We start from the raw sequence: 24,561 nt of genomic DNA, 5'->3' as shown, positions 1-24,561 counted from the left end.
CATGGCCTTCACCTACCTCACTCTCGATGAGGCGTTGCGAATTCACCAGTTACTCATCGAGCGCTTTGGTGGTGCGGAAGGCGTTCGTGACTACGGCCTGATTGAAGCTGCCTTGCTCCGCCCGCAGACCGGCTACTATGCCGACCTGCTTGAGGAGTCCGCCGCGCTCTGGGAAAGCCTGGCAATGAACCACGGCTTCGTGGATGGAAACAAGCGCGTCGCCTATGCGTGTCTCGAACTCTTTCTGCAGTTGAATGGCATCGATATTTCGGCCGAGAATGATGAGATCGAGCGCTTTATCTACACCCATCTGGAGGCCGGCACGTTTCGCAAGGACGTTCTGGAGGCGTGGTTGCGCGCCCACACAACGCCACTCGCCTAGGCCGATGCAAAGGCCTCGAACAGGGCCCTGATGCGGGCGGTCTGGCGCAGTTCCATGGGGGTGAGCAGCCAGATGGCGATAGCAAAGGCGGGTTCGTCGGAGAGCCGCACGAGCCCGGGAGATCCAGCGGCCAGGGCGGCGGGCACCAGCCCTGCCCCAAGGCCGGCATCTACTGCGCGATACATCATCAAAGGCGTCGGCACGCTGGCCTGCGGACGTATTGTGGGGTGAACCCGCCGCAGCCAACGCGCGGAAGGCTGGCTGCAATCGCGATTGCCGTATTCGAGCCAGGGCATGGCCTCCGGGTCGGCGGCGATGTCGGCCCGCGCATAGGGATAGAATTCGAGCTTGCCCAGTTCGCGCCCGAAGAGGTGCTCATCGGGGCTGTTGGTGGCGCGCAGCGCCACTTCGGCCTCGCGGCGGGACAGATTGCGCAACTCTGATCCGACCTCGACGGCGAGGTCGATCTGCGGGTGACGGGCACGAAAGCGGGCCATGACGGGCATATAGAGCCAGGCCAGGGCGTCGACGGTGGTGAGCTTGATGTGGCCGGTGAGGCGGTGATCGCGGCCGGTGATGTCGCGCTCGAGGCCCGCCAGCTCGGCTTCGATGCGGCGGGCGCTTTCGAGCAGGCGCTCGCCTTCGGGCGTGAGGATGACGCCATCGTCGCGGCGATCGGCCAGGCGGGCGCCGAAATGAGCCTGGGATGGTATTGCCCCCGGCCGTAGCATTGATGGTGCTGGGCGTGGACAGCGTGGTGGTGACCGGGGCAGCGCTGGCCTATGCGGCGGCGCGGGTGGGGTTCACGCTGAGCTATTGGAGCGGCGTGAACAGGCCCCGATCCCTGTTCTGGGGTGTGGGCATGGCAATGATCGCCGTCCTCACCGCCCAGGCAATGGTGGCGGTGTTGGCAGGGTGGCGCTGACACCCTGCCCGCTGTTCGGCCCGGCGCTGGGCCAATGCCTATTCTGCGGCCGGGACGCCCCGCTTGACGAAGCCTTCCGGGTCGTCCTGGGTGCGGGCCAGCAGTTCGGCGGCCTCAGAGGCCTCGCGCTGGCGGTTCCACATCTGCGCGTAGAGGCCTTCCTGCGCGAGCAGGTCGAAATGGCTACCGCGTTCGGCGATCTGGCCGTCGCGCAGCACCAGGATTTCGTCGGCATTGACGACCGTGGAGAGACGGTGGGCGATGACGACGGTGGTGCGGTTGCGCGACACCTCGTCGAGGGCGGCCTGAATGTCGCGCTCGGTCTTGGTGTCGAGGGCGGAGGTCGCCTCGTCGAGGATCAGGATGGAGGGCGATTTGAGAATGGTGCGGGCAATGGCCACGCGCTGCTTCTCACCGCCGGAGAGCTTGAGCCCCCGCTCGCCCACCTGGGTGTCATAGCCCTTGGGCAGGGTATCGATGAAATCGCCGACCTGGGCCATGCGGGCCGCGTCGCGCACTTCCTCGGTGCTGGCATCGGGGCGGCCATACTGGATATTGTAGCCGATCGTGTCGTTGAACAGCACCGTGTCCTGCGGCACCATGCCGATGGCCGAACGCAGGCTTTCCTGGGTCACGTCGCGCAGGTCCTGACCATCAATGGTGATGCGGCCGCCGGTGACGTCGTAGAAGCGGAACAGGAGACGCGAGATGGTCGATTTACCGGCGCCCGTGGGACCGACGATGGCAACTGTCTTGCCAGCCGGTACCTCGAAGCTGACACCCTTCAGAATGGGCCGATCCGGGTCGTAGTGGAAGGCGACATCCTCGAAGCGGACAACGGGGCCGGTGACCTGGAGCGGAGCGGCGCCGGGCCGGTCGGTGATCTCGGGGTCCTGATCGAGCAGCTTGAACATCTCCTCGATATCCGTCAGCCCCTGGCGCAGTTCGCGATAGACAAAGCCGATGAAGTTGAGCGGCCGGTAGATCTGCATCAGGAAGGTGTTGAGCAGCACGAAATCGCCCAGCGTCAGCGTGCGGTTCATCACGCCCATGATGGACATGATCGAGATGATCAGAAAGCCGCCATAGAAGATGACCGCCTGGCCGAAATTGAGAAAGCCGAGCGAAGACCAGATACGGATGGCGGAGCGCTCATAGCCCTCCATGGCCTTGTCGAAGCGCCTGGCCTCCATCTCCTCATTGGCAAAGTACTTCACCGTCTCGAAGTTGAGCAGGCTGTCGATGGCCTTGCCATTGGCGTCGGTGTCGCTCTCGTTCATGGCCCGGCGGATCGAGATGCGCCAGTTGGAGGCCTTGATGGTGAAATAGAGATAGGCCCAGATCATCACCACCAGGACGCCGAGATAGCTGACGCCGAACAGCCACACGAAGATGACTGCCACGACGACGAACTCGACAATGGTGGGTGCGATATTGAGCATGGCGAAGCGGACGACCGTCTCGATGCCCTTGGTGCCGCGCTCGATGACACGGGAAAGCCCGCCGGTGCGCCGCTGCAGGTGAAAGCGCAGCGAAAGCCGATGCATGTGGTGGAAGGTCTGGAGGGCCAGCTTGCGCACGGCATGCTGGCCGACGCTGGCAAACAGCACGTCGCGCAATTGCTGGAAACCGGCGTCGACAATGTTGCCGACCACATAGGCGATGACGAGGACCAGCGGGATGGCGAGGCCCAGGACAAGGGTCGAATCCGGGGTCGGTCCGTCCAGACTGTCGATAATGCCCTTATAGGCAAAGGGAACGAGCGTGGTGGCGACCTTGCTGGCCAGCAGCGCCGACAGCGCCAGGACCACACGCAGCTTCAGATCGGGGCGATTTTCCGGCCACATATAGGACCAGAGATTGCGGACCGTAGAGAATACCGATCCTTCGTCCGCGCTGACGGACGGCTTCTTCTCAGAACTGTTTCGAGCCATCAGGCCGTTTCCGTTTCCTTGTTGGCGGCGACGGGCGCCAGCCCCTTGAGGAGACCGCCAAAGGCCGAGTTCAACTCGGCCAGTCTGTCGTGGCGGATGCAATAGCGATTGCGCGTGCCGTGCGGCTTGCGCTCGATCAGCCCGGCATCGTGCAGCACCTTGATGTGCTGAGAGACGGTGGACTGGGCCAGGGTGAGGCTGTCGGTGACATCGGCGCAGCAGCACTGGCCCTGCTGCTGGGTCGCGAGAATGCGCAGAATTTCCAGCCGGACCGGGTGGCCCAGGGCCCGCATGATACTGGCAATGTCGTCGTCATGCATGGCGCAGCACTCAATTCGCTCATCACCGTGCCGCCCGGGAGCAAGGCGCTCGACAGCGGTTGATCGGTGAATTGCGATGGAAGATGGGGCCTCTTGCCCTGAAAATCAATAGGCACGCAAAAACGGCGCCCTAAGGCGCCGCTTTCCAGTGGATTATTGCCCAGCCGCCTCGTCGGGCAGATCGAAGACCTGGCCGGGATAGATGCGATCGGGATCACGGATCTGCCCGGTATTGGCCTGGTAGATCGTGGTGTATTTGAGCCCTTCGCCATAGACGCGGCGGGCAATGGTCCAGAGGTTGTCACCCCGTCGGATGATGGCCTTGCCCGACATGAAGCGCTGCGCTTCGGGGTCGCCAAGCGACACGGCCACCATGGTCGGCACGGCAGGCTCGGCCGGCTCGACCTGTTCGGCTTCCGGTGCAGCGTCTGCGACGGCGGCCGGTTCGGCCGCAGGTTCGGTGCTGGGCTCGGTCACCGGGGTCACCGCTTCCACGGCGGGCGCTTCCACGGCAGGCGCTGCCGCAATGGCAGGTGCCGGTTCGGCCGCAGGGGCGGCGGGCTCGGCTGCCGGTGCAGTCTCCGTGGCGGGCTCGGTGGCCGGCGCTTCGGCCGGGGCAGCCGGCTCCGCAGCGGGAACCGCCGGCGCAGCAGATGGCTCTGGTGCGGCGGGCTGCGTGGCTTCAGGTTCGGCTGGCGTTTCGGCAGGAGCTGCTTCGGTTGGCGTGGCCTCGGCAGGCGCCTCGGCTACGGCCACCGGTTCGTCGACAGCAGGAACATCGACGACGAAATCGACCTCGGCACGGGCCACCACATCGGCGGAACCCGGCTGCAGCAGGTCGACGCGGACACGCTGGCTGGGCTTATCCAGCACCGGGCCCGCTTCAACCAGCCAACGGCCACCTTCGACGGTGGCGTCGGCGATGAAGCTGTCGTCGACATAGAGGCGAATGGTCCCGCCATCCGGGCCGGCGCCGGCAAAGAAGGTGCGATCGGTCTCGATTTCGATGGCATCGATGGTGGGCGGCACGTCGGCCAGTTGTGCGGGTGCCGGGGCGGTTGCCGGTTCGGCCACGGGCGCAGGCTCGATCGCCGGCGCGGGTTCGACCGGTTCGGAGGCGGGCGCCATGGCAGCGGCGCCGGCGGGTTCGTCCGCCGCCGGGGCCTGGGCTACAGCAGTCGCGGCCGGGTTGGTCGTATCGGCCTCAGGCGCCGATGGAGACGCCTCCGGCGTTGCGGGCGCGGTTGCCGGCGCCGTCTCGGTCACAGGCGCGGCGGCCTCGGTGGTAGGCGCCGGTGCGACTGGCTCGGGAGCCGAGGCCACCTGCATGGTCGAGGTGTCGGCCGGTGCCGCAGCGGGCTCGGCCTCGGTCTCTGCCGGTTCCGCGGCAGCCATGGCCGTGGGCGATTCCGTCGCGGCTGCTGGCTCTGGCGCCTCGGCCACGGTGGTTTCGGGCGCAGTGGCCGGTGCCGGCGCTGCCTCGGGCGCAGCGGCGGCCGCCGGCGTCTCGGGTGCAGCGGGCTGTTCGGCGGGGGCCGGCGCAACTGGTTCGGGCGCCGCCGCGACCTCGACGGGCGCCGTCAGGCCCTGGAGGACCTCGCTGGCTTCGCCGGGCTTGCTGGCGACCACCAGCGGCTGGCTGGTCTTGTCTTCATTGATGACGACGATGAAGGAGTCCTCGGCGGTGCCGGGCTTACCCTCTTCGCCCAAAGTGATCTCAAGCCCGCCGGGCGGCAGGGGATTGTCGGGCACAAAAACCCAGTCGCCGCTGTTCTCGACTTCGACGGTTCCGAGCAGTTCGCCATTGGCGAACACTTCCACCTTGCTTCCGGGCGCGCCGCTACCGGCGATGACCACGGAGCCATCGGGCTCGGCACGCAGCAGGCCAAAGGTGGCCGCGATCACGCCATCGACATTGGCATCGGGTTCGGCGGGCGGGGTCGTGTCCAGTTCCGGTTCGGCGGGCACGGCCTCGTCGGCCTCTTCGGCAGCCTCCTCGGCCGGTTCCTCGGCGTCGGCGACCACCGGGGCGGGCGCGGCCGGGATCAGGCCGACTTCGGCCATCTTGCCGCGCAGGCACTGCCCCATGCCATCGGGGCTGTTGAAGCAGGAGACAATCGACGGGCCGGAAAGGACACCGAGAATAACGAGAAGAGTGACTGCCGCTGCCCCGATAGTCAGAGCCAGAGGTCGTTTCGGAGCGGTTTCGGCCAGTTTGCCCTCCCGGTAAATGCGCTCAGCCGGCGAGGTTTCTCGCCCGGCTTGTCTTTGCCCCAGATGCCGAATCCCAAGACGCCTCAGTCTTCAACAGCTTGTATGTGATTGATTCATACAGAGCTTCAAACGAGGCATCAATGATATTGGGCGAAACGCCGATGGTTACCCAGCGATCGCCGCTGCTGTCACGGCTTTCAACCAGTACACGGGTGACCGCGCCCGTGCCGCCGTCCAGGATACGCACCTTGAAGTCGACCAGTTCGAGATCTTCGATTCGGGCCGAATACTTGCCCAGGTCCTTGCGCAGGGCCTGATCGAGCGCGTTGACCGGGCCATTGCCTTCGGCCACCGACATCAGCAGCTCACCATCGACACGGATCTTGACCACCGCCTCGGTGACGGTGACCTCGTCGCCCATGGCATTGTGGCGGCGCTCGACCATGGTGCGGTAGTTTTCGACATCGAAGAAGTCCGGCAAAGTGCCGAGGACCCGCCGCGCCAGCACCGCAAAGGACGCGTCGGCGCCATCATAGGAATAGCCGCGGGATTCGCGTTCCTTGACGGTGGCGAGCAGCTTTTCGAGGCGGGGATCGTCCTTTTCGAGCACGATGTCATGGCGGGCCAGCGCCGTCAGCAGGTTGGACTTGCCCGCCTGCTGGCTGACCATGATGGCGCGTTCATTGCCGACGCTTTCGGGCGGCACATGCTCATAGGTGGAAAAATCCTTGAGCAGGGCCGAGGCATGGATGCCGGCCTTGGTGGCAAAGGCAGAGGCGCCGACATAGGGCGCCTGCCGCGCCGGCGCGCGATTGAGGCGATCATCGAAGGCGCGCGAGATATGGGTGAGCCGTTCGAGCTGGGCGGGGGTGATGCCGGTTTCGAAGCGCTCGGCATAGAAGGGCTTGAGCACGAGCGTGGGGATGAGGGTGACCAGATTGGCATTGCCGCAGCGCTCGCCCAGGCCATTGAGCGTGCCCTGGATCTGGCGGACGCCGGTTTCGACAGCCGCCAATGCGTTGGCGACGGCCTGGCCGGTATCGTCATGGGGGTGGATGCCCAGCCGGTCGCCGGGGGCGATGGTCATGACGTCGGCGACGATCTCGCGCACCTCCGAGGGCATGGTGCCGCCATTGGTATCGCAGAGCACGACCCAGCGGGCGCCGGCATCGAGCGCCGTCTGGACGCAGGCAAGCGCATAGGCGCGATTGGCCTTGTAGCCATCGAAGAAATGTTCGAGATCGACCAGCGCTTCCTTGCCGGCGGAAGCGGCGGTGCGCACCGTATCGGCCAGGCCTTCGAGGTGCTCCTCGGTGGTGGAGCCCAAGGCCAGCTCGACCTGGTAGTCCCAGGCCTTGGCGACGAAGCAGGTGGCGTCGGCAGCCGAATTGACGAGGGCCTGGACACCCGGATCATTGGCGGCAGAGCGCCCTGCCCGCTTGGTCATGCCGAAAGCGGTGAAAGTGGCCTTTCTGGTGCGCTTCTTCTCAAAGAAGGCGGTGTCGACGGGATTGGCGCCGGGATAGCCGCCTTCGACATAATCGACGCCCAGCTCTTCGAGCATGCCGGCAATGGCGATCTTGTCCTCAAGCGAGAACTCAATGCCGGCGGTCTGCGCACCGTCGCGCAGGGTCGTGTCGAAGAGGTAGAGGCGTTCACGGGACATGGATTGGGCCTAACTCGGATTACTTGCCGGTCTGGTCTGGCTGGGGCCAGACCTCGGTGTCGTGGTCGGGATGCTGGTGGTTGGAGGCCTGGATGGCACTCCACCAGGCCTCGCGATCGGGCTGCTCGGTGGCGCCGCCATGCGCGATTGTGGGCAGGGTATCGAACCAGGGCACGCGGCTCTCATTGCCGGTATTGGCATGGGGCGGGAACAGCTCGGGATGGTCGAGCGAACCGATGGTGAAATTGACCCGGTCGCCGGTGGTGTCGTCATAAAAGAGCGGCGTGCCGCACCTGGCGCAGAAGCCGCGATCGACATGATCGGAGGAGCGGAAGCGCGCTGGCTCGCCGCGGGTCCAGGTGATGGCGTCGCGAGGCGCGGCCACCAGCGCGGCAAAGATATTGCCCACCGCCTTCTGGCACATGCGGCAGTGGCAGATGTGGGAATTGTCCATCATTTCGGTGGCGTGGTAGCGCACGGCGCCGCACTGGCAGCCGCCGCTGACGTCCATCTTGTAGCGGTCCATCAGGTGTCCTCCCGGGGTGGCCAATCGGCCGTATCGTGATCGGGGTGCTGGTTGGAATGGATTCCGGCCATGAAGTCGCGCCATTCGTCGCTGACCTCGGTGCGCTCGGGCAAGGTGCTGAGGCCGGCAAAGAAGGGCAGGCGATCGTTGAGATTGACCTGGATTTCGGGGGCGGCGACGGTGGGATCGTCGAAGGCACCGATGGCCAGTTCGAGCCCATAGCGGGTTTCATAGGCGAGCGGGGTGCCGCAATCGCCGCAGAAGGCGCGGCGGGCGGCGTTGGAGCTCTGGAACCATTTCGGTTCGCCGCGGGCCCAGACGGCGTTATGCGCGGTGACCAAGGGGCCGAAAAAGCCGCCAAAGGCCTTCTGGCACATGCGGCAATGGCAGATGGAGGGGCGGCCGAGCCGGGTGACGCGGAAACGCACCGCGCCACACTGGCAGCCGCCGGTATGGGCTTCAGCCTGGGGCATGACACACTGCTTCTATGTTGTTGCCATCGGGATCGATGACGAAGGCGCCGTAATAGTGCTCGTGATAATGCGGGCGCAGGCCCGGGGCGCCATTGTCGGTGCCGCCTGCGGATAGGGCGGCAGCGTGGAAGGCGTCGACGTCGGCGCGGCTATTGGCGGAAAACGCGTAGTGGCGGCCGGGGCCGGTCTCGGCGCTTTCAGTCAGCCAATAATCGGGCTTGGTGCGGCCATAACCGCCGACCTTGACGCCGCCGGTGAACTCGACGGGCACCTCATTGAGCAGGGTGACGCCCAGCGGGGCGAAGGCGGCGTCGTAGAAGGCTTTGGATTTCGCCCAGTCCGCAACGAGAATTCCAACGTGATCAAGCATGATTGCATCTCCGGTTTATGGAGCGGCGATCTGCAGCGATTCCGCTGACAGGAGGTGGCAGGAGGGTCACCGCTTGACCTCCCATTTGGTCTGGCGGGCGCCGGTTTCGTCCTTGTAGTCCATCAGGGCGATGCCCTGTTCGGCCAGTTCGTTGCGGATGCGGTCGGCTTCGGCGAAGTTTTTGGAATTGAGGGCGGCGAGGCGGGCAGCCACCAAGTTGGGCACGGCGGAATCGACCTGGACGTTGCGCTTGATGCGCAAGCCCATGAGGTCGGCCAAAGCGAGCCCCTCGGCCGCCTTGTCCTGATCCATAATAAGCGCATGGATGCGCGCGATGGCACCCGGGGTGTCGAGATCATCAGCGAGACGATCAATGACCTCGGTCGGCAGATACGCGGACGGCTCAGCGTCCCCAACCGCGCGCTCCCACTTCTCGAGCAAATTGACGGCCTCCTCCAGCCTTCTCTGGGAGAAATCAATCGGCTCGCGGTAGTGGGTCATCAGCATGGCCAGCCGGAGCACCTCGCCGGGCCACTTGCGACCGCCGAAGGCTTCGGTTTCGAGGAGGTCGTGGATGGTGAAGAAGTTGCCCAGGGACTTGCTCATCTTCTGGCCTTCGACCTGAAGGAAGCCGTTGTGCATCCAGACATTGGCCATGGCGTGGGAGCCGTGGGCGCAGCGGGACTGGGCGATTTCGTTTTCGTGGTGCGGGAAGATGAGGTCGAGCCCGCCGCCATGGATGTCGAAGGTTTCACCCAGATAGCGCTCGGACATGGCCGAGCACTCGATATGCCAGCCGGGACGGCCGCGGCCCCAGGGGCTGTCCCAGCCGGGTTCATCGTCGGAGGAGAGCTTCCAGAGGACGAAATCGGCCGGGTTGCGCTTGTGGCTGTCCACGGCGACGCGGGCGCCGGCGAGATTGTCCTCGAGATTGCGGCCGGAGAGCTGGCCATAGTCGGGCATGGAATCGACGGCGAAGAGGACTTCGCCGCCGGCCTGATAGGCGTTGCCATTGTCCAGCAGGCGCTGGATCATGGCCTGCATTTCGGGGATGTTTTCGGTGGCGCGGGGCCGGATGGTGGGCTCCAGGCAGCCGAGAGCGGTCACGTCCTTCTGGTATTGTGCGGCCGTGGTTTCGGTGACCTTGCGGATGGCTTCGTTGAGCGGCAGGTCGGGATGATCGCGCAGGGCGCGGGCGTTGATCTTGTCATCGACGTCGGTGATGTTGCGCACATAGGTGACGTGGTCCGGCCCATAGACATGGCGCAGGACGCGGAACAGCAGGTCGAAGACGATGGCGGCGCGGCCATTGCCGATATGGGCGAAGTCATAGACCGTGGGGCCGCAGGCATAGAGACGCACATTGTTCGCATCCATGGGCTCGAAGGGCACCTTGGAACGGGTGAGCGTATTGTAGAGGAACAGCTGCGGCTTTGCCGTGGTCATAGAGAGGTCCTGTCGCCAGACACATTCGGTGCTCGGTCGTTCGTGGTCGCGTTCTCGAACCGGAAAAGCGGCACCCACTTTTCCCGAGAACGCTCCGCTGGCGGGGAGGCTCTATCCATTGCGCAATTTCAGGATGAAGAAGACCGCTCCGCCAACGCTTGGGTTAGCAGGTAATAATGCAGCAGGTAATGGTGCACGTGGACTTCATGGCGCGGAGATTGGCCGGACGAACGGAAGAAATCAAGCCCAAACAAAAGAGGGCGACCCCGAAGGGCCGCCCAATCGCTTTGGAGGCGACAGGTAACTGATGCGGGTCGCTAGGACCTAAACTGCTGGTGGCACTGGCCGCAGGTGCCCATGATGGTCTTGACGGCCGCGCCATAGCCGGCGGCATCGCCGGCCTCGGCAGCGGCAATGCCCGCTTCGGCCGCCGCAACACCGGTGTCGACGATGGCGGTAAAGGCTTCCCAATTTTCCCAGATGGCCGGCAGCGCCTTGCTGCTGCCAACAATCGACCCTTCGGGGAAGAGGGCCGGGATGTGACTGTAATTGTCGCGCACCGTGGTCAGGGCCGCGACGGCTTCGGCGCCGGACAGGTTACCCAGAGTGCGCATGATGCCGCCATCCTCCTTCATCAGGGCCTGGCGCATCGCCACAGCCTCTTCGGGGGTGGCGGGCGGAGTGAAGGCGTCCTGGGCGAAGGCGCCAACAATGCCTCCGGCCAGAATAGCGGCGACAGCAAAGGCGGAAGCTTTGCGGATGAGCATCAATACTTTCCCTCAATCATGATGGACATCGAAGCGGGCCCCTCTACCCGAGCCAGCACACTTGCATGGCAAGATGACGCGCCCAACGAGCACACGCGAATGTTATCAATCAGTTGGCGAGCAGCGCCACGGCCTGATCGATGTCGCCGAACAGCGATTTTCCACCCGCATCCAGGGCGCCGATGCGCACCCGGTCGCCGGGCTTGAGGAAGGGTGTGCGGGCCCGCCCATACTTGGCCTTCTCGGCCGTGCGGGCTTCGGCGATGCAGGCAAAGCCGATGCCATCGGCCTTGATGGGCAGGGTCTGGTCGTGCGGATTGGACACGGTGCCACCGCCAATGATCGTCCCCGCAGCGAGGTTGCGGGTGCGGGCGGCCTCGACGATGAGATCGGCGAAGTCGAAATGCATGCCGATGCCTGCATTGGGCTGGCCGTAGAGCACGCCATTGACCTCGATGCGGATGGGCAGGTGGAGGCGATTGTCGTGCCAGGCGGCGCCCAGGCTGTCGGGCGTGATGACCACGGGTGCGAAACTGGTCGAGGGCTTGGCATGGAAGAAGCCGAACCCATTCTGCAGGTCATCGGCCACCAGCCGGCGCAGCGACACGTCGTTGAGCACGGTGACGAGGCGAATGGCCGCTGCGGCCTGTTCGCGGGTTGCCCCCATGGGCACGGGTCCGATGATGACGCCGACTTCAGCTTCGAAATCGAGCGCCAGATCGTCGCTTGGAATGATGATGGGCGCAGTGGCCGCCGACAGCGAATCGGAGCCGCCCTGGTAAAGCAGCGGGCGGATCGATTGCAGTTCCTCGTCCTTGCTGCCCTTGAGCGACCGGACGCGCTCGAGATGGCTCATATAGGCGGAGCCGTCGATCCATTGATAGGCGCGCGGCAAAGGGGCGTGAGCATCGGCAGCGTTGAACGCCTGGCCCGCGATCTCGCCGGCGTCGAGCTGGCGCGCCAGATCGGCCAGAGCCGGCGCGGCCCGGGGCCAATCGTCGAGCGCGGCCTGCAGCGTGGGCGCGACGCGGCCAGCCGAGACATAGCGGGAAAGGTCGCCGGAAACGACCGCAAGCTGGCCATCCGGGCGATTGTTGCGCAGGGTGGCGAGTTTCATTGCAGGCTCTCCTTGGGTCCGGTGTTGCCGCAACGCGCTACCGCCGGGCAAATCACGCGGCTATAATGTTGCCATGGAGCTTAAAGCATTATCCACTCCGACAGAATCGGAACCAATGCTTCAAGCCATTGTTTTGACGCATGATCGATCTCCGGCCCGCGTCCGGAAAGCAAAGCCGCAGGCTTTGCCGATCGTGCTCCAGCGATGTCTCAGGAGCCCTCGGGCTCGCGCGGTTGCGGACCCGCATACGGGAATTTGGCGTGCATTTCACCTTGACCAGGCTTCGGCCCCTGATCCTGCTTATTCTGGCCAGCGTGGTGCTGGCGCTCGATATCGACGCGGCCCATGCGCAGGCAGCCCAATGCGCGCAATTGCAGGCGGCGCTGGCCCAGTTCGACCGCAATAGCGAGTTTCGCCAGATGGGCGGCAATTCCAACGCGGCCCGGCAGCTGCAGCGGCAGGTGCAGCAGGCGGAGAGCCGCTATATCCGCGACGGGTGCAATGATGACGCGCGCGCCGGCCGGCAGCTGACCCGGGCCTGCCAGCTCATCGCCCGCGAAGTGCTCGACCTGCGCGACGAGTACGCCCAGGTCAGCCAGTCGGTGGAGACGGCCAACGCCGTCGCGCAGCAGCGCGAGTCGATCCTTCAGGAAATGGCGCGCTTCGGCTGCAATTCGGGCTCAAGCGCGACCTTCACCCGCGACCGGCAGAATGTGTTCGACCGCGTCTTCGGCACGACCACCGAGAATGACTTCACCAATGGCGATTTCGTCGATGGCGGCGACTATTGGGGCTACCAGGGCTACAACACGGTGCGGACCGTCTGCGTGCGCCTGAGCGACGGCTATTTCTGGCCCATCAGCTACGCCACCCTGCCAGACTATATCGGCAATGACGCCATGAGCTGCCAGCAGATGTGTCCCAATACGGCGGTAGAGCTCTACTATTACAACAATCCCGGCGAGGAGCCGGAGCAGATGCGCAATATGAACGGGACGCCCTATACGGCCCTGCCCAGCGCCTTTGCCTATCGCAATGAATTCGACAAGTCCGCCACCTGCCAGGCCGCGCCTGTTGCCGATGGATCGGTGACCGTCACCAGCGCCGCCGATGGCAGCAGCCGGGCGATGCTCGACATCAATGGCGTGCGGTTTCCGTTGCCGCTGCGCGATCCGCGCGGCGTCGCGCCGGTCCAGGCGGCGCCGGTGGAGGAAGTCGCCACGGTGGCGCTGGTCGACGTGCCCCTGCCCCGCCCAAGGCCCTCCGGCCCCGGCGAGGTTGCGCGTCAGCCGCTGGCGCAGGCCGAGCCGGAGCTGCGCATCGTCAAGCTGGGTGACAAGACTGTCAGGGTAGTCGGTCCAGACACGCCTTACGCCCAAGCAGGACAAGCAGGGACTTGAGCTCGGGGCCGTCGTGACGGCCGGTCAGCGCCAGCCTCAGGGGCAGGAACAGCGCCTTGCCCTTGCGGCCGGTCGATGCCTTGAGGGCATCGGTCCAGTGGCTCCAGGTCGTCTCGTCCCATGGTTCGGGCGGCAGCAAGGCCTTGGCGAGCGCCAAGAAATCGCGATCTTCATCGGCCACGACCGGCTCGACCGGACCGGTGACCAGCTTTGACCACTCGGCGATGTCGGGAAATTTGGCGAGGTTTTCGCGCAGCAGCAGCCACATGGCTTCGCCTTCGAGGCCGAGGGCCGAGAGGCGGGACGCTGCCGCGGCATAGGGCATGGCGTGAAGCATGCGGGCGTTGAGCGTATCGAGTTCGGCCGGATCGAAGCGGGCCGAGCCATGCGAGATCATCGAGAAATCGAGCTTTTCGGCGATGGCGTCGAGGCTCTCATAGGGCTCGACGGAAAGGCTGGTGCCGGTCAGCGTCGCGACGATGGCGATGGCCAGGGGCTCATAGCCCTCGGCGCGAAAATCGGCGATGGACTGGCTGCCCAGGCGCTTGGAAAAGCCTTGGCCCTGCGCGTCGGTGAGAAGGTTATGGTGGCCGAAAACGGGCACCGCGCCGCCCAGTGCCTCGAAGATCTCGATCTGGGTGCCGGTATTGGAAACGTGGTCTTCGCCGCGGATGACATGGGTGATGCCGAGGTCAATGTCATCGACCACGGAGGGCAGCGTATAGAGATAAGAGCCGTCGGCGCGGATGAGTACCGGGTCGGACATGGAGGCGGTGTTGACCGTCTGCGCGCCCTTGATGAGATCGTCGAAATGCACGGGACGGCCATCGAGCCGGAAGCGCCAGTGCGGGGTGCGGCCCTCGGCCTCGAGGCGGGCGCGATCCTCCTCGGTGAGGGCGAGCGCGGCGCGATCATAGATCGGCGGCTTGCCCAGCAGGCGGGCGCGGGCTCGCTTGCGGTCGAGCTCGTCCTCGGTTTCGTAGCAGGGGTAGAGGCGCCCCGCGGCGATCAGGCGGTCGCGGGCAGCGTCATAGAGGGCGGTGCGCTCGGACTGGCGAACCAGCAGGTCTGGTTCGACGCCAAGCCATTTGAGATCCGCTTCGATACCATCGGCGAATTCGCGGGTGGAGCGCGCCAGATCCGTATCATCCATGCGCAGGACATAGCGGCCGCCATGACGGCGGGCGAAGAACCAGTTGAGCAGTGCCGGGCGGGCATTGCCCAGGTGAATGCGGCCGGTGGGGGACGGCGCCCAGCGAACGGTGACGCTCATCCGACGGTTCCGTCCTTGTAGCCATTGGTGATGGGATATTTGCGGCCCTGGCCGAAGGCGCGGGGGGTCAGCTTTGGGCCGGGCGCGGACTGGCGGCGCTTGTATTCGGCGATATTGAGCAGCCGCTCGATGCGCTTGACCAGGTCGGGCGCGTGGCCGCGCTTGACGATGTCGCCCAGCGCCATTTCCTCCTCGACGATGCAGGTGAGGATATCGTCGAGCACCGGATAGGGCGGGAGGCTATCCTGGTCGGTCTGGTCGGGGCGGAGTTCGGCGGAGGGCGCCTTGTCGATGATCGACTGGGGGATGACCTCCCCTGCCCGGCCGAGGCAGTCGCCCGGCACGTGCTTGTTGCGCCAGGCGGCCAGGGCATAGACGTCCATCTTGAACATGTCCTTGAGCGGATTGTAGCCGCCATTCATGTCGCCATAGATGGTGGCGTAGCCCACGCCCATTTCGGACTTGTTGCCGGTGGTGAGCAGCATGGAGCCGAGCTTGTTGGACACCGCCATGAGGATGGTGCCGCGCATGCGCGACTGGATGTTTTCCTCGGCGGTGTCGATGGGGCGATTGCCGAAGATGGGCTGCAGCTCATTGAGCGCGCCATCCACGGGGTCGCCGATGGCGACGACGTCGTAGCGCACGCCCAGGCGATCGGCGCAGTCCCTGGCGTCGCGGATGCTCGCCTCGGAGGTGTAGCGATAGGGCAGCATGATGGCGTGGACCTTGTCCGGCCCGAAGGCATCGGCGGCCATGGCGGCGACCACGGCGCTGTCGATGCCGCCGGACAGGCCCAGCACCACATGGGAAAAGCCGTTCTTGTGGACATAGTCCCGGAGACCCAGCACGCAGGCGCGCCAGGGCGCTTCCTCGACCGAGGTCAGGTCTTCGACCTGGCCATTGGTGCAGGTCCAGCCGGCGTCTTCGCGCACCCAGTCGGTCACGATGAAGTCGGGCGTGAAGGATTTGCCCTGCATCACCAGCTTGTCGCCCGGCTCCATGGCGAAGGAGGCGCCATCGAAGACCAGTTCGTCCTGGCCGCCGACCTGGTTGAGGTAGAGCATGGGCACGCCATCCTCGGCGACGCGGGCGCGGACCAGATCCTTGCGGATATGCTGCTTGTTGGTCCAGTAGGGCGAGCCATTGGGGCAGAGCATGATCTCGGCGCCGCGCATGGCCAGATGTTCGCACACGGCCGGGTGCCAGATGTCCTCGCAGATGGGAATGCCGACCGGGACGCCCTTGATGGTGACCGGCAGCGGCAGCGGGCCGGCTTCGAAATAGCGTTTCTCGTAGAACACGTCGCTATTGGGCAATTCGCGCTTGTAGCGGATGGCGGTGATCTCGCCGTTCTCGGCAACCAGCACCGCATTGTGAAGGCCGGTCACGTCGAGCCAGATGGTGGGCAGGATGAGGACCACGCCGCAGCCGACCGTGTCGGCCACAAGCGCGCGCGCGGCCGCAATGGCGTCCTTGATGAACTGGTCCTTGAACAGCAGGTCGTCCGGGAAATAGCCGGTCAGGAACAGCTCGGACAGCATCAGGATATCGGCCCTGGCCGCACTGGCGTCGTCGAGGGCCTTGCGGGCGAGCGCCAGATTGCCGGCCAGATCGCCGACCTTGGGATTGAACTGAGCGAGCGCGATGCGGAGCTGGTCGGTCACGGGGGATGGGCCTGGGTGCAAGGGACAGGGCCACCCGGCCAAAGGCCGGATGCGGCGCCAGACTTAGCCGCTCACCCTATCAAGGGCAAGCGGCGCGGCCGGCAGGACGCATTGCCGGCTGGCGATGCTACTCGCCGGCCGCCTGCAACTGGCGCGGGGGTTTTTGCGCATGCACTTCCTCGGCCACGAGGAAGGCCAGTTCCAGCGCCTGGCTGGCATTGAGGCGCGGGTCGCAATAGGTGTTGTAGCGGTCCGACAAGGTCGCCTCGGTGACGGCAGAAACGCCGCCGACGCATTCGGTGACGTCGTCGCCGGTCATCTCGATATGGACGCCGCCCGCATAGGTGCCCATTTCGCGGTGAACCTCGAAGAAGTTTTTCACTTCGGAGAGGACGCGGTCAAACGGACGGGTCTTGAAGCCGGTGGAGGCCTTGACGGTGTTGCCATGCATGGGGTCGCAGCACCAGACAACGGTGCGGCCGGCCTTCTGCACGGTTTCGATCAGGCGCGGCAGGTGCTCGTGCACCTTGTCGGCGCCAAAGCGCGAGATCAGCGTGATGCGCCCGGCCTCGTCGGTGGGATTGAGCCGGTCGAGCAGGCGCAACAGGTCGTCATTGGCAAGGCTTGGTCCGCACTTGATGCCGATGGGATTGTTGATGCCGGCGAAATATTCGACATGCGCCTCGTCGGGATTGCGGGTGCGATCGCCGATCCAGAGCATGTGACCGGAGGTGGCGTACCAATTGTTGGTGATCGAATCCCGGCGCGTCAGCGCTTCCTCATAGCCGAGCAGCAGCGCCTCGTGGCTGGTGTAGAAGCTGGTCTGCTTGAGCGCCGGCGTGTTCTCAGGGTTGAGGCCGAGAGCACCCATGAAGGTGATGGCATCGTCGATGCGTCGGGCCACTTCCTCGAAGCGCGCGTCCCAGCTCGAGCCCTTCATGAAGCCCATGGTCCATTCATGGATGCGGGTCAGTTCGGCATAGCCGCCCATGGAGAAGGCGCGCAGCAGGTTGAGCGTGGCCGCCGACTGGCGATAGGCCATCAGCAGGCGATTGGGATCGGGAACGCGGGCCGCTTCGGTGAAGGCGATGTCGTTGATGATGTCGCCGCGATAGGAGGGCAGCTCCACGCCGTCGATCGTTTCGGTATCGGCCGAGCGGGGCTTGGCAAACTGGCCGGCTACGCGGCCGACCTTGACCACGGGCTTGGACGCGCCATGGGTCAACACCACCGCCATCTGCAGGAAGACGCGGAAGAAGTCGCGGATATGGTCCGCACCGTGCTCGGCAAAGCTTTCGGCGCAGTCGCCGCCCTGGAGCAGGAAGGCCTCGCCGCGGGAAACGGCGGCCAGGCGGGACTTCAGCTCGCGCGCCTCGCCGGCAAAGACCAGCGGCGGGAAGGTGCCCAGCTGACGCTCGGCTTCAGCCAGCGCCGCCGGATCGGGATAGGCAGGCACCTGCTTGATCGGCTTGTCACGCCAGGAGCTGGGGGTCCAGGTGGTCATTTTCTGTCTCGCTTGAGCCGGGGCACGGTCACTGTGGGCGCTCTAGCAAGCCAGAGCGCCCCTGCCAAGGAGAAAGGCTCAGACCTTCTTACAGTCGCGATAGACATAGGTCGGCGCCTTGAAGGTGACGAGCTCTTCGGCGGCCGAAGGATGGAGCGCAATGGTGCGGTCGAAATCGGCCTTGGTGGCGCCCATGCCGACGGCGATGCCGACGAGCTGGATCATCTCGGCCGCCCCTGGACCCAGAATATGAACGCCCAGGACCTTGCCCCCGTCCTTCTCGGTGATGAGTTTGAGAACCATGCGCTCGGTGCGATCCGAGAGCGTGTTCTGCATGGGGCGGAAGCGGGCGACATAGACGTCCACGTCGCCATGGGTAGCCGCCTCGGCCTCGGTGAGACCAACCGTGCCGATCTCGGGCTCGGCGAAGACCGCGGTGGGGATCAGCGAATGGTCGACCTTCATTGGATTGTCGTTGAACACGGTCTCGGCAAAGTACCAGCCTTCGCGGATGGCGACGGGCGTCAGCTGGGCGCGGCCGGTGACGTCGCCGACGGCATAGATGGATGGCACAGAGGTCTGCGAATATTCATCCACCGCGACCGAACCGTGTTCGGTCAGCTTGACGCCAGCGGCTTCCAGGCCAAGGCCATCGATGTTGGGGCGGCGGCCCGTGGCGAACATCACCGCACCAAAGGGTGCCGAGGTGCCATCACTGAACGTGGCGGTTGTGTCGCTGCCGGTGCGGGCCAGGGATTTGATGGTGGTCTGGTAGATCAGCCGGATGCCACGCTCGGTGAGGCCCGCCTCCAGGCCGCGCCGCATGTCTTCGTCAAAGCCGCGCAGGATGCAGTCCCCGCGGTAGATAATGGAGGTGTTGACGCCCAGCCCGGCGAAAATGGTGGCGAACTCGACGGCAATATAGCCGCCGCCCTCGATCAGGATGGAGTGCGGCAGGGCCGGAAGGTCAAAGGCCTCATTGGAGGTGATGCCGAATTCGGCGCCCGGGATATCGGGAATGAACGGATGGGCGCCCGTCGCGACCAAGAGATATTTGGCGCTCAGTTCGCGGCCATCGCGGACGAGGCGAATGCCATTGGGTCCGGTGACCACCGCACGGTCGCGGATGATCTCCACGCCGGGCTTTTCGAGATTGCTGGTATAGCCGTGCTCGAGCCGGGTAATTTCCTTTTCCTTGGCGGCAACCAGGGTCGGCCAGTCGAAGCTGGCATCGACCTGCCAGCCGAAACTCCCGGCCACATCGAACTGATCGCGGAAGCGCGCCGCGTAGACATAGAGCTTCTTGGGAACGCAGCCGCGGATCACGCAGGTGCCGCCAACCCGGAATTCCTCGACGATCGCAACCTTGGCTCCATAGGTGGCCGCCATGCGCGCGGCGCGCACGCCGCCTGAGCCTGCGCCGATGACAATCAGGTCGTAGTCGAATTCCATGAGAGCCCCCTGCCCGGATGCATGCCGCGCATCACAGTTCTGGTCCATCGTCTAGTACCGATGGATATGATGTGCGGCTTCGCACAAAAAAAGACCCCGCACAAGGCGGGGTCTTCAACTCAGGACTGCGCTGCGCTCAGAGCTCCACGCCCTTTTCACGCAGACCGGCCCGCACCTTGGCGAAGAATTCGGTCCGAAGGTTGTTGGTGTAGACCTGCAGGACACGGCGAATATCGGTGTTGAGGTCGGAATTGGCCTTGGCCAGTTTCTGGCCCGTGGGCGACTCGTAGAAAGCGACGATTTCGGTCAGCTCTTCCATGGAAAAGTAGATCGCATAGATGCGCGCGAACTGATCGAGCAGTTCGCCCTTGCGACCGTTGTATTCCTTGATGACATCGCCGATGACGTCGCTGGTCTGTTCCTGGATTTCCGGGTTCTGGGTCACGATCTGGCGCAGGGTATCGATGCCAACCTCGACGACAGTGGTTTCGAACACGGCGCCACGATCGGTCAGGTCGATATATTTGCGCGCCATGGCCAGTTGCTCGGGGGCAACTTCCTGGGCCAGGGCCGGCACAACGGCATTGGCACCGAGCGCCACCATCGCGGCCAGCGCAATCATCCTGACGCCACGCGCCCAGTTTCGAATATTGGAGAAAGCCATCGTGTCCCGTTCCACCCTGGTCAATTGCCCTTGAGAAGTGTTTCTACGCCATTTGGCGTCGCCACATAAGCCTTGCGGCACATATTGAGGAACAGCCCGTGCTGGACGACGCCCGGAATGTTCAAAAGCTCGCTGGAGAGCGCTTCTGGCTGCGAAATGCGGCCAAAAAAAGCATCAAGAATGAAATGCCCACCGTCGGTGACGAAGTCCTTGCCGTCGGCGGTCACGCGCAGCCTTAGTGCACCCTGGGCATCATGGCGTGCCAGGACATCGGCCACAGCGCGCCGGGTTGCACCAAGGCCGAAGGCATTGACTTCGATGGGCAGCGGAAAACGGCCCAGAGTCTCCACCAGCTTGGAGCTGTCAGCGATCACGATCATGGCGTCCGAAGCCGCCGCCACGATTTTCTCGCGCAGAAGCGCGCCGCCGCCCCCTTTTATCAGGTTCAGCGCCGCATCGATTTCGTCGGCACCATCGACGGTGACGTCGAGCCGGTCGAGAGCATCGAGGTCCGAAAGCGGTATGCCGCAGTCGCGGGCCTGTCGGGCCGTCGCCTCGGAGGTCGGGACGCCGACGATCTCGAGTCCCTGCGTCACGCGCTCACCCAGCAGGTCGACGAAATGGCGGGCGGTGGAGCCGGTGCCGAGCCCCACTTTCATACCCGACGATATCTCGGCGACGGCCCGGGCCGCAGCTTCACGCTTGAGGGCTTCGCTCATGGCGCCACTCCTGATGCAATTGGCGGGGGTGTGACAGGCGCAAACGCCTGCTGTCAAGCCGACCTTGGGCGGTCAATCACGCTTTGGTGAGCCACCAGTGTAACCGGCTGGCAACACAATATGGCGATGATATCGCATATGCGGCGGAAAAGTGGCACGTCTCTTCCGGGAGTTCCGCATACACAGTAAAGAGCGCAAATAGTCGCGGGCACGAATCAGGCCAGCGCATCAGAGGCCAAGTGGAAGCATGAGCATCTTTAGAATTGCATTGGCGATCGGCATGGCGATCCTGCTGGCGGCCAGCAGCGTGCTGCCGACCAGCGCAGCATTGTGGTATAATCCCGACACCAATCAGTTCGAGGATCGCGCCGCGACTGCCAATCGCGGCGGCAGCCCGATCCGCAAACAGATTGTCAGCTACGAAACCACCCACAAGCCAGGCACGATTGTCATCGAGACGAGCGAGCGCCGCCTGTATCTTGTGCTCGAAGACGGCAAGGCGATGAAATACGGTATTGGCGTGGGCCGTGACGGGTTCCGCTGGTCCGGCACCCACCGGATCACCCGCAAGGCCGAGTGGCCCGGCTGGACCCCGCCGCCGGCCATGCGCAAGCGCGTTCCCGACCTGCCGGCCTATATGCCCGGCGGCCCGGACAATCCGCTTGGCGCCCGCGCCCTCTATATCGGCTCGACGCTCTACCGCGTGCATGGCACGTCCGAGCCCTGGTCCATCGGCCAGGCCGTGTCCTCGGGCTGTATCCGCCTGACCAATGACGACATCACCGATCTCTATGATCGCGTGCAGGTCGGCGCGCTTATCGTGGTCAAGCACTGAGCGACATAAAGATTTCGACAGGGGCCGCCAATTTGGCGGCCCTTTGCTTTTCGGCCGCTTTGCGCCGGGCCCGATGACGATTAGATTGTGTGCATGACTGGTTCGTCCCTTTCGCAACGCCCCCTGATCGACAGCTTCGGCCGCCGCATCTCCTATCTGCGCATTTCGGTCACTGATCGCTGCGACTTCCGCTGTGTCTATTGCATGGCCGAAGACATGACCTTCCTGCCCAAGAAGGACGTGCTCAGCTTCGAGGAAGTCGAGGCCATAGCCGGCGCCTTCATCGCGCGCGGCACCACCAAAATCCGGCTGACGGGCGGCGAGCCGCTGGTGCGCCGCGATATCATGTCGCTGGTCCGCAGCCTGGGCAGCAGGATCGGCAACGGGCTTGATGAACTGACCCTCACCACCAATGGCAGCCAGCTCGGCAAGCATGCCGAGAGCCTGTTTGCGGCGGGCGTTCGTCGGGTCAATGTGTCCCTCGACACGCTCGATCCCGGACGCTTCCGGCAGATCACGCGACGGGGGCGGATCGAGGATGTGCTGACGGGCATTGCAGCGGCCCAGGCGGCGGGGCTTGCCATCAAGATCAACATGGTGGCGATGCGCGGCGTCAATGACGACGAGATCGAAGCCATGATGGCCTGGGCGCATGGCCAGGGCATGGGCCTGACCCTGATCGAAGGCATGCCGCTGGGCGAAGTCGGGATCGATCGGGTGGACAGCTATTTGCCGCTGCGCGAACTGCATGAGCGGCTGGCAAGGCGATATACTTTCGCCAAGCTCGACAAGCGCACCGGCGGGCCTGCCCGCTATGTGCATGTGGCCGAGACCGGCGGCACGCTGGGCTTCATCACCCCGATGAGCCACAATTTCTGCGAGAGCTGCAATCGCGTGCGGCTAACGGCCACCGGGCAATTGTTCCTCTGCCTGGGCCAGGACGACCAGGTGAACCTGCGCGATGCCTGGCGCGAAGGGGGCATGGCCGCGCTGGACGCGGCGCTGGACCACGCCATGATCATCAAGCCCAAGGGCCATGATTTCGTGCTCGACCGGACCCACGAGGCGCCGGCCGTGGCGCGGCATATGAGCGTCACGGGTGGGTAAGCCACAGATCGAGGCCAATGCGCTCAAGGCCCTGTTGGACAAGGACTTTGCCGGCATTTCTGCCTTCTGGCCGCTTGTGGAAGGAGAAGAGTCTCGCGTCTATGCCTTTGACATTGAGGACGACCGCCTTGTCGTGCGGGTCAACCGTTCCGCCGCGGGATTTGAGAAAGATCGCCTGGCGCATGAGCGATTTCACGGCCCGGGGATTCCCGTGCCTGAGGTCTTGCGGCTAGCGCCCACCGGGACCGGTTCCTGGTATTGCGTATCTCGCCGACTTGCGGGCGACACTCTGCAAGCGCTGCCGAGGGGCGAGGCCCTGCACTATGGCGCTGCGATGGGACAACTGCTTGATGCCCTGGCCGCACTGGAGTTGAGTTGGGTGCGAGGCGCAGGACCATTCAACGCGTCTGGAGAAACAGCCTTTGCTCAGTGGCCGGATTTTGTTGCAGAGGTCGGGACGTGGAACTGGACTGCATTGCCCGCGTCGCCAGGCACAGATGTTTCCCGCCTGGTCGACAGGGTGTGCCGGATGGCAGTGGCGCTGCCGGATCGTCGCAGACTCGTTCATGGCGACTTCGGATCGAACAACGTGCTGGTACAGGGCGGCGCGATAACCGGCCTGATCGACTGGTCGGAGGCCATGATCGGCGATCCGCTCTATGACATCGCCAATGTCTTCTACTGGCGACCATGGCTCGACAGTATGGAGCAGCAATGCCGCTTCATAGAACAGCATGAGCCCTGGCGGATCGAGGAGCGCGACACCCTGACCTGCTACCAGATCCGCGTCGGGCTGGGGGTGCTCCACGATGCCCTGAAGGACAAGGATGCCCGGATGACAGCATGGGCGCTGAGGCGCTGCCTATCCATCGCCGCTGCAGGCTAGCGTCCCGGCGCGCGTTCGATCAGTTCCACCAGGATGCCATCGGGATCGCGGACGAAGGCGACGCGGCGGATCATTTCGGTATTGTAGGCGTCGCGCGGCTGCTCGACGATCTCGACGCCAGCGGCGGCGAGCAATTCGACCATGGCGTCGACATCGTCATAGGCGAGGGTCAGATGGCGCATGCCCGCTTCGGAATGGGGCACGTCGCGGAAGCGCTCCACCGCATGGGCGGGCGCCGCCACTTCCAGCATGCCGCCGCCGGCATCGAGAAAGGCCAGTTCGCCGCCCGCCGTGGTGCGGCGCAGGGCCAGGCGCAAGCCCAGGAGGCCGCAATAGAAATCGATGGCGCGATCCATGTCGCTGACCGTCATGCCGACATGTTCGAAGCCGAGCAGCATGGCGCGAACCCCGCTCCTACTTGTCGTCGTCGGAGATGATGGCGAAGTCGAGCGGCAGCGCCGTGGTATACTTGATCTGACCCATGGCGAAGGCCGAGCTGACATCGGTCAGGTTGATCTTGCCGATCAGGCGCTTGTAGAAGGCGTCGTAGGCGCCGATGTCGGGCACGACGACGCGCATCAGATAGTCGACATCACCGCTCATGCGATAGAACTCGACGACCTCGGGGAACTCGTCGACCACGCCCGAAAACTTGCGCATCCAGGCATCATTGTGCTCGTTGGTCTTGACCGAGACGAAGACAGTGACGCCGACATTGACCTTGACCGGGTCAAGAACCGCCACGCGCCGCTGGATGACGCCGTCTTCTTCCATCTTCTGGATGCGGCGCCAGCAGGGGGTGGTGGAGAGGCCCACCTTGCGGCCGATTTCAGCCACCGGCATGGTCGCGTCCTTTTGCAGCAGCGTCAGAATCTTGCGGTCGATCTTGTCCAAAGCCATCCCGGTCCCTTGAAATC

The 24,561-nt window shown here is 64.6% G+C and carries 25 protein-coding genes; 6 read left to right on the top strand and 19 right to left on the bottom strand.

Features of this window, described 5'->3' with window-relative positions; all coding sequences use genetic code 11:
• Position 1: 1 nt before the first annotated feature.
• Entirely contained in the window at positions 2 to 382 is a 381-nt protein-coding gene (locus K1X15_RS05435; RefSeq protein ID WP_220306491.1) for a type II toxin-antitoxin system death-on-curing family toxin, read from the top strand.
• Here the strand turns inward: K1X15_RS05435 and K1X15_RS05430 are convergent.
• The gene (locus K1X15_RS05430) at positions 379 to 1,113 is read right to left on the bottom strand and encodes a LysR family transcriptional regulator (protein WP_220306490.1); all 735 of its coding nucleotides are present in this window, start codon (positions 1,111 to 1,113) and stop codon (positions 379 to 381) included. The genes K1X15_RS05435 and K1X15_RS05430 overlap by 4 nt on opposite strands.
• Between K1X15_RS05430 and K1X15_RS05425 the strand changes: the two genes are divergently transcribed.
• Positions 1,089 to 1,307 (top strand): MAPEG family protein, encoded by a 219-nt coding sequence (locus K1X15_RS05425; protein WP_220306489.1) that lies wholly within the window; start codon positions 1,089 to 1,091, stop codon positions 1,305 to 1,307. The two genes, K1X15_RS05430 and K1X15_RS05425, sit on opposite strands and share 25 nt — an antisense overlap.
• Positions 1,308 to 1,345: 38 nt before the next feature.
• Here K1X15_RS05425 and K1X15_RS05420 read toward each other — a convergent pair whose 3' ends face one another.
• The 10 genes from K1X15_RS05420 to K1X15_RS05375 form a co-directional block, all read right to left on the bottom strand.
• Positions 1,346 to 3,241, bottom strand: coding sequence for an ABCB family ABC transporter ATP-binding protein/permease (locus K1X15_RS05420; protein ID WP_220306488.1), 1,896 nt, complete (start codon positions 3,239 to 3,241; stop codon positions 1,346 to 1,348).
• Positions 3,241 to 3,561: an ArsR/SmtB family transcription factor gene (locus K1X15_RS05415; RefSeq protein WP_220306487.1), complete on the bottom strand. Its 321-nt coding sequence runs from the start codon at positions 3,559 to 3,561 to the stop codon at positions 3,241 to 3,243. The genes K1X15_RS05420 and K1X15_RS05415 overlap by 1 nt, the downstream gene beginning before the upstream one ends.
• 153 nt (positions 3,562 to 3,714) lie before the next feature.
• Complete coding sequence (locus K1X15_RS05410; RefSeq protein WP_220306486.1) at positions 3,715 to 5,649, bottom strand: LysM peptidoglycan-binding domain-containing protein; 1,935 nt, start codon at positions 5,647 to 5,649, stop codon at positions 3,715 to 3,717.
• Between the two features lie 148 nt (positions 5,650 to 5,797).
• A complete protein-coding gene (gene cimA, locus K1X15_RS05405; protein WP_220306485.1) occupies positions 5,798 to 7,441 on the bottom strand; it encodes a citramalate synthase in 1,644 nt (547 codons plus the stop codon).
• Positions 7,442 to 7,460: 19 nt separating this feature from the next.
• Entirely contained in the window at positions 7,461 to 7,967 is a 507-nt protein-coding gene (locus tag K1X15_RS05400; RefSeq protein ID WP_220306484.1) for a GFA family protein, read from the bottom strand.
• Positions 7,967 to 8,440 carry a GFA family protein gene (locus K1X15_RS05395; RefSeq protein WP_220306483.1) on the bottom strand — a complete coding sequence of 158 codons (474 nt, stop codon included), beginning with the start codon at positions 8,438 to 8,440 and terminating at the stop codon, positions 7,967 to 7,969. Before K1X15_RS05395 ends, K1X15_RS05400 begins: the two co-directional genes overlap by 1 nt.
• Positions 8,427 to 8,810: a VOC family protein gene (locus K1X15_RS05390; protein ID WP_220306482.1), complete on the bottom strand. Its 384-nt coding sequence runs from the start codon at positions 8,808 to 8,810 to the stop codon at positions 8,427 to 8,429. Before K1X15_RS05390 ends, K1X15_RS05395 begins: the two co-directional genes overlap by 14 nt.
• Before the next feature lie 66 nt (positions 8,811 to 8,876).
• Positions 8,877 to 10,256 carry a cysteine--tRNA ligase gene (gene cysS / locus K1X15_RS05385; RefSeq protein ID WP_220306481.1) on the bottom strand — a complete coding sequence of 460 codons (1,380 nt, stop codon included), beginning with the start codon at positions 10,254 to 10,256 and terminating at the stop codon, positions 8,877 to 8,879.
• Positions 10,257 to 10,573: 317 nt separating this feature from the next.
• On the bottom strand, positions 10,574 to 11,023 hold the full coding sequence (locus K1X15_RS05380) for a c-type cytochrome (protein WP_220306480.1): 450 nt from the start codon (positions 11,021 to 11,023) through the stop codon (positions 10,574 to 10,576).
• Positions 11,024 to 11,132: 109 nt separating this feature from the next.
• Entirely contained in the window at positions 11,133 to 12,140 is a 1,008-nt protein-coding gene (locus K1X15_RS05375) for a fumarylacetoacetate hydrolase family protein (RefSeq protein WP_220306479.1), read from the bottom strand.
• A gap of 260 nt (positions 12,141 to 12,400) precedes the next feature.
• Here K1X15_RS05375 and K1X15_RS05370 point away from each other — a divergent pair, with 260 nt between their 5' ends.
• Positions 12,401 to 13,540, top strand: coding sequence for a DUF2865 domain-containing protein (locus K1X15_RS05370; protein ID WP_220306478.1), 1,140 nt, complete (start codon positions 12,401 to 12,403; stop codon positions 13,538 to 13,540).
• Here K1X15_RS05370 and gltX read toward each other — a convergent pair.
• The 6 genes from gltX to rpiA form a co-directional block, all read right to left on the bottom strand.
• Positions 13,485 to 14,813, bottom strand: coding sequence for a glutamate--tRNA ligase (gene gltX / locus K1X15_RS05365; protein WP_220306477.1), 1,329 nt, complete (start codon positions 14,811 to 14,813; stop codon positions 13,485 to 13,487). The genes K1X15_RS05370 and gltX overlap by 56 nt on opposite strands.
• Positions 14,810 to 16,477 carry an NAD+ synthase gene (locus tag K1X15_RS05360; RefSeq protein ID WP_220306476.1) on the bottom strand — a complete coding sequence of 556 codons (1,668 nt, stop codon included), beginning with the start codon at positions 16,475 to 16,477 and terminating at the stop codon, positions 14,810 to 14,812. Before K1X15_RS05360 ends, gltX begins: the two co-directional genes overlap by 4 nt.
• 127 nt (positions 16,478 to 16,604) lie before the next feature.
• On the bottom strand, positions 16,605 to 17,981 hold the full coding sequence (locus tag K1X15_RS05355; protein WP_220306475.1) for a class II 3-deoxy-7-phosphoheptulonate synthase: 1,377 nt from the start codon (positions 17,979 to 17,981) through the stop codon (positions 16,605 to 16,607).
• Positions 17,982 to 18,059: 78 nt separating this feature from the next.
• Positions 18,060 to 19,433, bottom strand: a complete 1,374-nt coding sequence (gene gor, locus K1X15_RS05350) for a glutathione-disulfide reductase (protein WP_220306474.1) — start codon at positions 19,431 to 19,433, stop codon at positions 18,060 to 18,062.
• A 136-nt stretch (positions 19,434 to 19,569) separates the two neighbouring features.
• A complete protein-coding gene (locus K1X15_RS05345; protein WP_220306473.1) occupies positions 19,570 to 20,097 on the bottom strand; it encodes a DUF2059 domain-containing protein in 528 nt (175 codons plus the stop codon).
• 20 nt (positions 20,098 to 20,117) lie between these two features.
• Positions 20,118 to 20,816 carry a ribose-5-phosphate isomerase RpiA gene (gene rpiA, locus K1X15_RS05340; protein WP_220306472.1) on the bottom strand — a complete coding sequence of 233 codons (699 nt, stop codon included), beginning with the start codon at positions 20,814 to 20,816 and terminating at the stop codon, positions 20,118 to 20,120.
• 247 nt (positions 20,817 to 21,063) lie between these two features.
• Here rpiA and K1X15_RS05335 point away from each other — a divergent pair, with 247 nt between their 5' ends.
• The 3 genes from K1X15_RS05335 to K1X15_RS05325 all read left to right on the top strand — a co-directional run bounded on the left by K1X15_RS05335 (position 21,064) and on the right by K1X15_RS05325 (position 23,644).
• Positions 21,064 to 21,651: a L,D-transpeptidase gene (locus tag K1X15_RS05335; protein ID WP_240549668.1), complete on the top strand. Its 588-nt coding sequence runs from the start codon at positions 21,064 to 21,066 to the stop codon at positions 21,649 to 21,651.
• A 93-nt stretch (positions 21,652 to 21,744) separates the two neighbouring features.
• Positions 21,745 to 22,758 carry a GTP 3',8-cyclase MoaA gene (moaA, locus tag K1X15_RS05330; protein WP_220306471.1) on the top strand — a complete coding sequence of 338 codons (1,014 nt, stop codon included), beginning with the start codon at positions 21,745 to 21,747 and terminating at the stop codon, positions 22,756 to 22,758.
• On the top strand, positions 22,751 to 23,644 hold the full coding sequence (locus tag K1X15_RS05325) for a phosphotransferase family protein (RefSeq protein ID WP_220306470.1): 894 nt from the start codon (positions 22,751 to 22,753) through the stop codon (positions 23,642 to 23,644). The genes moaA and K1X15_RS05325 overlap by 8 nt, the downstream gene beginning before the upstream one ends.
• Here K1X15_RS05325 and K1X15_RS05320 read toward each other — a convergent pair.
• Both K1X15_RS05320 and K1X15_RS05315 read right to left on the bottom strand, forming a co-directional pair.
• Positions 23,641 to 24,042: a VOC family protein gene (locus tag K1X15_RS05320; protein ID WP_220306469.1), complete on the bottom strand. Its 402-nt coding sequence runs from the start codon at positions 24,040 to 24,042 to the stop codon at positions 23,641 to 23,643. The genes K1X15_RS05325 and K1X15_RS05320 overlap by 4 nt on opposite strands.
• Positions 24,043 to 24,058: 16 nt before the next feature.
• Positions 24,059 to 24,538 carry an Lrp/AsnC family transcriptional regulator gene (locus tag K1X15_RS05315; protein WP_220307441.1) on the bottom strand — a complete coding sequence of 160 codons (480 nt, stop codon included), beginning with the start codon at positions 24,536 to 24,538 and terminating at the stop codon, positions 24,059 to 24,061.
• Between the last annotated feature and the right edge of the window lie 23 nt (positions 24,539 to 24,561).

This window comes from Devosia salina, assembly GCF_019504385.1.
Taxonomy (GTDB): Bacteria; Pseudomonadota; Alphaproteobacteria; order Rhizobiales; family Devosiaceae; genus Devosia; species Devosia salina.
Note: the sequence above shows the minus strand (reverse complement) of the source record. Positions and strands in the feature narration are given on the sequence as shown.

Excerpts from the sequence above, each read along its gene's own strand:
- K1X15_RS05435 (WP_220306491.1), top strand. The coding sequence starts at position 2 with ATGGCCTTCACCTACCTCACTCTCGATGAGGCGTTGCGAATTCACCAG.
- K1X15_RS05425 (WP_220306489.1), top strand. The coding sequence starts at position 1,089 with ATGGTATTGCCCCCGGCCGTAGCATTGATGGTGCTGGGCGTGGACAGC.
- K1X15_RS05430 (WP_220306490.1), bottom strand. The coding sequence starts at position 1,113 with ATGCTACGGCCGGGGGCAATACCATCCCAGGCTCATTTCGGCGCCCGC.
- K1X15_RS05420 (WP_220306488.1), bottom strand. The coding sequence starts at position 3,241 with ATGGCTCGAAACAGTTCTGAGAAGAAGCCGTCCGTCAGCGCGGACGAA.
- K1X15_RS05415 (WP_220306487.1), bottom strand. The coding sequence starts at position 3,561 with ATGCATGACGACGACATTGCCAGTATCATGCGGGCCCTGGGCCACCCG.
- K1X15_RS05410 (WP_220306486.1), bottom strand. The coding sequence starts at position 5,649 with ATGGGGCAGTGCCTGCGCGGCAAGATGGCCGAAGTCGGCCTGATCCCG.
- cimA (WP_220306485.1), bottom strand. The coding sequence starts at position 7,441 with ATGTCCCGTGAACGCCTCTACCTCTTCGACACGACCCTGCGCGACGGT.
- K1X15_RS05400 (WP_220306484.1), bottom strand. The coding sequence starts at position 7,967 with ATGGACCGCTACAAGATGGACGTCAGCGGCGGCTGCCAGTGCGGCGCC.
- K1X15_RS05395 (WP_220306483.1), bottom strand. The coding sequence starts at position 8,440 with ATGCCCCAGGCTGAAGCCCATACCGGCGGCTGCCAGTGTGGCGCGGTG.
- K1X15_RS05390 (WP_220306482.1), bottom strand. The coding sequence starts at position 8,810 with ATGCTTGATCACGTTGGAATTCTCGTTGCGGACTGGGCGAAATCCAAA.
- cysS (WP_220306481.1), bottom strand. The coding sequence starts at position 10,256 with ATGACCACGGCAAAGCCGCAGCTGTTCCTCTACAATACGCTCACCCGT.
- K1X15_RS05380 (WP_220306480.1), bottom strand. The coding sequence starts at position 11,023 with ATGCTCATCCGCAAAGCTTCCGCCTTTGCTGTCGCCGCTATTCTGGCC.
- K1X15_RS05375 (WP_220306479.1), bottom strand. The coding sequence starts at position 12,140 with ATGAAACTCGCCACCCTGCGCAACAATCGCCCGGATGGCCAGCTTGCG.
- gltX (WP_220306477.1), bottom strand. The coding sequence starts at position 14,813 with ATGAGCGTCACCGTTCGCTGGGCGCCGTCCCCCACCGGCCGCATTCAC.
- K1X15_RS05355 (WP_220306475.1), bottom strand. The coding sequence starts at position 17,981 with ATGACCACCTGGACCCCCAGCTCCTGGCGTGACAAGCCGATCAAGCAG.
- gor (WP_220306474.1), bottom strand. The coding sequence starts at position 19,433 with ATGGAATTCGACTACGACCTGATTGTCATCGGCGCAGGCTCAGGCGGC.
- K1X15_RS05345 (WP_220306473.1), bottom strand. The coding sequence starts at position 20,097 with ATGGCTTTCTCCAATATTCGAAACTGGGCGCGTGGCGTCAGGATGATT.
- rpiA (WP_220306472.1), bottom strand. The coding sequence starts at position 20,816 with ATGAGCGAAGCCCTCAAGCGTGAAGCTGCGGCCCGGGCCGTCGCCGAG.
- K1X15_RS05335 (WP_240549668.1), top strand. The coding sequence starts at position 21,064 with ATGAGCATCTTTAGAATTGCATTGGCGATCGGCATGGCGATCCTGCTG.
- moaA (WP_220306471.1), top strand. The coding sequence starts at position 21,745 with ATGACTGGTTCGTCCCTTTCGCAACGCCCCCTGATCGACAGCTTCGGC.
- K1X15_RS05320 (WP_220306469.1), bottom strand. The coding sequence starts at position 24,042 with ATGCTGCTCGGCTTCGAACATGTCGGCATGACGGTCAGCGACATGGAT.